The organism is Allorhizocola rhizosphaerae, assembly GCF_003426775.1.
In the GTDB taxonomy this organism is placed as follows: domain Bacteria; phylum Actinomycetota; class Actinomycetes; order Mycobacteriales; family Micromonosporaceae; genus Allorhizocola; species Allorhizocola rhizosphaerae.
The window spans coordinates 1-6806 of the sequence record NZ_QJUG01000334.1 but is presented as its reverse complement, the minus strand read 5'-3'; the positions used below and the strand labels follow the sequence as shown (position 1 = coordinate 6806).

Annotated in this window: 6 protein-coding genes; 5 read left to right on the top strand and 1 reads right to left on the bottom strand. The window is 67.8% G+C overall.

Going from position 1 to position 6806, the window contains the following annotated elements:
* The 5 genes from DM816_RS39140 to ku form a co-directional block, all read left to right on the top strand.
* Window positions 1–800 (top strand): SIS domain-containing protein (locus DM816_RS39140; protein WP_117215533.1); only part of this gene is annotated, 800 nt, incomplete at its 5' end.
* Window positions 801–894: 94 nt separating this feature from the next.
* Complete coding sequence (locus tag DM816_RS39135) at window positions 895–1848, top strand: cation diffusion facilitator family transporter (protein ID WP_117215532.1); 954 nt, start codon at window positions 895–897, stop codon at window positions 1846–1848.
* A 5-nt stretch (window positions 1849–1853) separates the two neighbouring features.
* Window positions 1854–2951: a mannose-6-phosphate isomerase, class I gene (gene manA, locus DM816_RS39130; protein WP_117215531.1), complete on the top strand. Its 1098-nt coding sequence runs from the start codon at window positions 1854–1856 to the stop codon at window positions 2949–2951.
* A 314-nt stretch (window positions 2952–3265) separates the two neighbouring features.
* Window positions 3266–4717 (top strand): adenosylhomocysteinase, encoded by a 1452-nt coding sequence (gene ahcY, locus DM816_RS39125; RefSeq protein ID WP_117215530.1) that lies wholly within the window; start codon window positions 3266–3268, stop codon window positions 4715–4717.
* Window positions 4718–4837: 120 nt separating this feature from the next.
* Window positions 4838–5875, top strand: a complete 1038-nt coding sequence (gene ku / locus DM816_RS39120; RefSeq protein WP_117215529.1) for a non-homologous end joining protein Ku — start codon at window positions 4838–4840, stop codon at window positions 5873–5875.
* Here the strand turns inward: ku and DM816_RS39115 are convergent.
* The gene (locus tag DM816_RS39115) at window positions 5872–6699 is read right to left on the bottom strand and encodes an RDD family protein (protein WP_117215528.1); all 828 of its coding nucleotides are present in this window, start codon (window positions 6697–6699) and stop codon (window positions 5872–5874) included. The two genes, ku and DM816_RS39115, sit on opposite strands and share 4 nt — an antisense overlap.
* Window positions 6700–6806 lie beyond the last annotated feature (107 nt).

Here is a 6806-nt window from a genome sequence, read left to right as displayed (position 1 = left end):
GGCGCGGGGCGCGGCTGCTCGCGATCGGCGCGCCCGACTCGCCCCTGCAGGCGGCGGCCGAGCGCAACCGCGCGCCATACGTGGCGATCCCGCGGCGCGGGCCGGCCAGGGCCAATCTGTGGGGTCTCACCGTGCCGGTGCTGCTCGCGGCGCGTACCCTCGGATTGGTTAAGGTCAATGAGGCGGACCTGGCGGAAACCGCCACCCGGCTGGACCACGAGGCCGACAGTTGCCGCCCGACCGCCGAGTCGTTCGTCAACCGGGCGAAGTCGCTGGCGGTCAATCTGGCGGGCTCAGTCCCGATCGTGTGGGGTGACTCCCCGCTTGCCCACGTCGCGGCGTTGCGCTGCGGAGACATGCTGTCGGCCAACGCGCGCTACCCGGTTGTGACGGATGCGCTGGGTGAGGCGGGCCGCGGCCGGGTCGGGCTGCTCGACGGCGTGTTCGGCGCGCTGGCCGAGGCCGAGCGGGACATCTTCGCCGACCCGGACGATGACGGCGGCACGGCGACACCGCCCCGGCTCAAGGTCGTGCTGCTGTGCGACGGTGGCATCGCCGACGAAAACGATGCCACGGCACCCAAGCGGGACCGGCGCGCCGAGATCGTGCAGGATCTCGCCGAGAAGCGCGGCATCGACGTCGAGGTGCTCAAGGCCGACGGCGCCTCACCGCTGGAGCGCCTGGCCTCGCTGGTCGCCGCGCCCGACTTCGCTTCCGTCTACTTAGGACTTGGACACGGTCTCGACCCCATGGCCGTCCCCGCGGTCACCGAGCTGAAGGAACAGTTGAGAAAACTATGAGCGAGCGCTTGCGCGAGCGAATCACGAGATCGGGATTCGCTCATGCCTTGACAGAGCGAGGCGAAGTGTCTTCGGAGCTTGCGGAGGTGTCGGCATGAGCGCTGAGGCCCACGGCACAAAGGCGATCGTCGCCGCGTTGCTGGCCAACATCGGCATCGCCATCACCAAGTTCATCGCGTGGGCGCTGAGTGGATCCTCATCGATGCTGGCCGAGGCCATCCACTCGGTGGCGGACTCGGGCAACCAGATCCTGCTGCTGTTCGGCGGCAAGCGGGCCAAGCGCCAGGCCACCCCGCAGCATCCGTTCGGCTACGGACGCGACCGCTACATCTACGCGTTCATCGTGTCGATCGTGTTGTTCAGCGTCGGTGGGTTGTTCGCGCTGTACGAGGCCTATCACAAGTACCACGAGTGGGTCCTGCACGACGAAGGGATCACGTCGTGGCGCTGGCTGCCGGTCACGGTCCTGGTGGTGGCGATCATCCTGGAGTCGTTCTCGTTCCGCACCGCCATCAAGGAGTCCAACGCGGTCCGGGGCAACGCATCCTGGAAGGAGTTCATCCGTCACGCCAAGGCGCCCGAGCTGCCGGTGATCCTGCTCGAAGACCTCGGCGCGCTGCTCGGCCTGGTCTTCGCACTGTTCGGCGTGAGCATGACGCTCATCACGGGCGAAGGCGTCTGGGACGCCATCGGCACCGCGATGATCGGTGTGCTGCTGGTCATCATCGCCATCGTGCTGGCGATCGAGACCAAGAGCCTGTTGATCGGCGAGTCCGCGACGCCCGAGCACGTCCAGGCGATCGAGGCCGCGATCGTGTCCGACGGGGCCGACATCGAGCGCATCATCCACATGAAGACCCTGCACCTGGGCCCCGACGAGCTGCTCGTGGCCGCGAAGATCGGTGTGGCGCAAAACGACAGCGCGCCGGAGATCGCACGGGCCATCGACGAGGCCGAGGCACGCATCCGCGAGGCCGTGCCCATCGCCCGCGCCATCTACCTCGAACCGGACATCTATCGCGCCAAGGTCCCTTCCGGGGAGGGCTGAGCACGGTGCTGCGACTGCAGAGCCAGATCAGGGGCTATGCCTGGGGTTCGCGCGAGGTGATCGCGCGGATCCAGGGCCGGCCCACGCCGAGCCCCGGACCCGAGGCCGAGCTCTGGGTCGGCGCGCATCCGGACAACCCGTCCATTGTGGATGGGCAGCCACTGGACAAGCTGATCGCCGCGGCACCCGCGGAATACCTTGGCGCGCGGGCGGTTTCGGCTTTCGGGCCGCGATTGCCGTACCTGATGAAGCTGCTCGCCGCCGAGCGGCCGCTGTCGGTGCAGGTGCACCCCGACGCCCGGCAGGCCGCCGAGGGTCACGCGGCGGAGGTGGCCGCGGGGGTGGTCGAGCGCAGCTATGCCGACCCCTACCACAAGCCCGAGCTGCTTGTCGCGCTTGGGGATTTCGAAGCGATGTGTGGGTTCCGGGATCCGGCCGAGTCGGCTTCGGCATTGCGCGGCGTCGACGGGCTTGCCCCGGTCGTGGAGCTCCTGGAGGAGGGCCGGCTCGAGGCCGCACTGCGGACGCTGCTGACCATGGACACGGCGAAGGCCGTGGAGCGGGTGGCGCAGCGCGATCCGTTGGCGGCACGGCTGGCCCGGTTTTATCCCGGCGATGTGGGCGTCATCGTCGCGCTGCTGCTCAACCACGTGCGGTTGCGTGCGGGCGAGGCGGTGTGGATGCCGCCGCGCACCCCACACTCCTATGTGGAGGGTGTGGGCGTCGAGGCGATGGCCGCGAGCGACAACGTGTTGCGGGGCGGGCTCACGCCCAAGCGGGTCGACGTGCCCGAGCTCATGCGGGTGCTCAGCTTTGAGCCCAGCCGCCCACCGGTGGTCGCGCCGGTCGATGTCGCGCCTGGCGTGGTGACGTGGGCCGTGCCGGTGCCCGATTTCCGGCTGCACCGTGTCGCCGTGTCAGGCTCGCCGACCCGCCTCGATCTGCCGGGGCCGCGGACAGTGCTGTGCCTGGCGGGCACGGTAACGGTGACCGACGCGGCGGGCGCGGTCGAGATCCGGGCGGGAGAGTCGGCGTTCGGGCTCGCCGATGGCGGCTTGCTCACGTTCGCGGGCACAGGCGAGGCGTACGTCACCTCGCTTTAGAGGTATGGCGCTGACCACGCCAAATAGTCGCGAACGCGATGCTTCATCGCAATTATCCGAATTTACGGTTTTGCTTGACATGTTCGCGACAGAGTGTGACTCTATAGGCACGCAGCGTTATCAGACGAAAGTCCGAGCCACGCGCGAGGGAACCAAACCGGGGGGAAGTGAGGCCCGGTTCTTGCCAGCGGACGGTCCGCGGCGGGAACCGGGTCTCACACATTCGCTGTTCGCCCACCGCGTCAGACGATCATTGAGGCGCGCCAGCTAGTGTGTTGGTGCACTGGTCAGCCGACCGACATGGAGTTAATCGCATGACCAAGACACTGTCCGCAGGCGAGTTCAAAGTCGCCGACCTCTCACTTGCCGCCTTTGGGCGCAAGGAAATCCAGCTCGCCGAGCACGAGATGCCCGGGCTGATGGCGGTCCGCAAGGAATACGCGCAGGCGCAGCCGCTGCGCGGGGCGCGCATCGCCGGATCGCTGCACATGACCATCCAGACCGCCGTGCTCATCGAGACGCTCGTCGCGCTCGGCGCCGACGTCCGCTGGGTCAGCTGCAACATCTTCTCCACCCAGGACCACGCCGCCGCCGCGGTGGTCGTCGGGCCCGACGGCACACCCGACGCGCCGCAGGGCGTGCCGGTGTTCGCCTGGAAGGGCGAGACGCTGGAGGAGTACTGGTGGTGCACGGAGCAGCTGTTCAACTTCGCCGGTGGACAGGGTCCCAACATGATCCTCGACGATGGTGGCGACGCGACCCTGCTCGTGCACAAGGGCGCCGAGTTTGAGAAGGCGGGCGCCGTCCCGGCCACCTCGCCGACCGACTCACAGGAATACGCGGTCATCCTGGAGGTGCTGCGCAAGTCGCTGTCGACCGACCCGGGCAGGTGGACCCGGATCGCCGGCGACATCAAGGGCGTCACCGAGGAGACGACCACCGGCGTGCACCGGCTCTACGAGATGCAGCGGGCGGGCACGCTCCTGTTCCCGGCGATCAACGTCAACGACTCGGTGACGAAGAGCAAGTTCGACAACAAGTACGGCTGCCGCCACTCGCTGATCGACGGCATCAACCGCGCGACCGACGTGCTCATCGGTGGCAAGGTCGCGGTCGTGTTCGGTTACGGCGATGTGGGCAAGGGCTGCGCCGAGTCGCTGCGTGGGCAGGGCGCCCGGGTCATCATCACCGAGATCGACCCGATCTGCGCGCTCCAGGCCGCGATGGACGGCTACCAGGTCACGACCATCGACGAGGTCGTGGAGACCGCCGACATCTTCATCACGGCGACCGGCTGCTACGACGTCATCACGGCCGATCACATGCGCCGCATGAAGCACCAGGCGATCGTGGGCAACATCGGCCACTTCGACAACGAGATCGACATGGCGGGCCTGGCGAAGATCCCCGGCGTTCAGCGGATCAACATCAAGCCGCAGGTCGACGAGTGGCGCTTCGAAGACGGGCACTCGATCATCGTGCTGTCCGAGGGCCGCCTGCTGAACCTGGGCAACGCGACCGGTCACCCGTCGTTCGTGATGAGCAACAGCTTCACCAACCAGGTGATCGCGCAGATCGAGCTGTTCACCAAGCTCGACCAATACCCGACCGGCGTCTACACGCTGTCCAAGCAGCTCGACGAGAAGGTCGCGCGGCTGCACCTGGACGCGCTCGGCGTCAAGCTGACCCAGCTGAGCAAGCCGCAGGCCGAATATCTCGGCGTGGCCGTCGAGGGTCCCTACAAGTCCGAGCACTACCGCTACTGAGCGGCTGAGAAGAGCGCCCCTTCGCGGGGCGCTCTTTTTTATTGCGGCGAAAGGATAAGGAGGCTGTGTCGGGCATTGTCCGACGGTTGTGAGTATCGGATTACTGGGTATAAGCCCCGCATGGCCAGACCGATCTGGAGCGGCGTGATCAGCTTTGGGCTGGTTTCCGTGCCCGTAGGAATGTATTCGGCGACCCGTGAGCACGAGGTGTCGTTCCACCAGTTTCAGCGGGGCACGAGCGACCGCATCCGGTACCAGCGGATCAACGAGCGCACCGGCAAAGAGGTCGATTTCGGCGACATCGTGAAGGGCGTGGAGGTCGGCGGCGAGTATGTGATGGTCGAGCCGGACGAGCTGGACGAGATCGCGCCCGGCCGCTCCCGCAGCCTGGAGATTCACCGCTTCGTCGATCTCGACACGATCGATCCGATGTACTACCAGAAGACGTACTATCTCGGGCCCGGCAGCGAGGAGACCAGTAAGACCTATGCGTTGCTGCGGGACGCGATGGCCGAGGCCAACAAGGCGGCCATCGGCACGCTGGTGATGCGCGGCAAGGAGTACCTGACCGCGATCCGCCCCGACGGGCCGCTGCTCGTGCTGGAGACCATGTTCTTCGCCGACGAGGTGCGCGACCCGAAGGAGGTCCTCGACGGGACGCCCGGCCGGGCCAAGGCAAGGCCCGAGGAGATGAAGATGGCCAGCCAGCTGATCGACTCGATGACGGGCGACTGGGATCCGAACGACTATCGCGACACCTACACGGACCGGGTCAAGAAGCTGATCAAGGCTAAGCAGGCGGGCCGCGAGGTTACCGTAGCCGAGCAGGCACCTGAGCCCACCGGAGCCAAGGACCTCATGGAGGTGTTGCGGCGCAGCATCGAGGCCGCGCGCCCGGGTGCCAAGAAGGCGCCCGCGAAGAAGGCCGCGGCCAAGCGGGCACCCGCGACGAAAGCCACGGCCAAGCGGGCACCCGCGACGAAAGCCACGGCCAAGCGGGCACCCGCGACGAAGGCTGCGGCCAAGCGGGCACCCGCGACGAAGGCTGCGGCGAAGAAGACTGCTGCCAAGAAGGCTCCCGCGAAAAAGGCCGCGACGAAGAAGGCGCCCGCTAAGAAAGCGAGCACCACCAAGCGGGCGAAAGCTAAGAAGAGCTAGCGCGGAGCGGCGGGCAACGTGGGGAACAGTTCGGGCCAGAGCTTGGCCTGGGTGGCGCGGGCCTGGGTAAGGCGGGCGGCCGCGCGCCGGTGGCGCTCACCGACGACGGCCGCGAGATAGGCCCAGCCGGGCGTGTTGGGCGGGGGCGGGGGAGTGAGCCGGGTGAGCATCTCCTTGGCCAGTGCCTCCCCGATGCGGGTGCGATGCGGTTCGCGCAGCGACCGGCTGCGGGCGAGGAAGTGGCGTGCGGCCAGCGCCAGTTGGTCATCGACGTCGGTGAGGTCGAGCGTTGCGGCCCACGTGACCAGCTGCGGCGGTGTGGAGGGAATCCAGCCCCAGCTCTCGGGTGTGCGCTCGTGGATGACAATCGTGCCGGCCGCCATGTCGGCCAGGCGTTGCGCCCTGGCCGATCCGACGAGCAGGGAGAGGGAGACCAGCCAGCTGAGGCCGATGAGGATTCCCGGCCATTCCAATGCGGTACCGACCAGGGCTCTGATAAGAGATTGACGGAAATTGATGGGGCCGCCGTCGGAGCGCACCACCCGCAGCCCCATGGCGAGTTTGCCGACCGAACGGCCGCGCAGCAGCGCATGGCACAGCGCCGGATAGCCCACCAGAATCGTGGCGATCAGGACGATGTAGGCCGCACTCAGCAGCGCCTGGTCGGCGAACGGGAGCACCGCCACAGCGATCGGCACCACGATCGACAGGGCCATGAACAGGGCGAGCTGCACGATGATGTCGAGCAGCAGGGCCAGGGCGCGGGATCCGGCGCGGGCGAGCCGGATGTCCAGGTGCACAGCCTCGCCACTGACCAGCGCCACGTCAGACGAGCCGCTGCCCCGCGTCGCGCCGGGCGAGCCAACGGCCCGCGTCGCGCTGGGCGAACCGCCGGCCGGTGTCGCGCTGGGCGAACCGCCGGCCGGTGTCG

Coding starts and splice junctions, on each gene's coding strand:
- ahcY (WP_117215530.1), top strand. CDS start 3,266: ATGACCAAGACACTGTCCGCAGGCGAGTTCAAAGTCGCCGACCTCTCA.
- ku (WP_117215529.1), top strand. CDS start 4,838: ATGGCCAGACCGATCTGGAGCGGCGTGATCAGCTTTGGGCTGGTTTCC.
- DM816_RS39135 (WP_117215532.1), top strand. CDS start 895: ATGAGCGCTGAGGCCCACGGCACAAAGGCGATCGTCGCCGCGTTGCTG.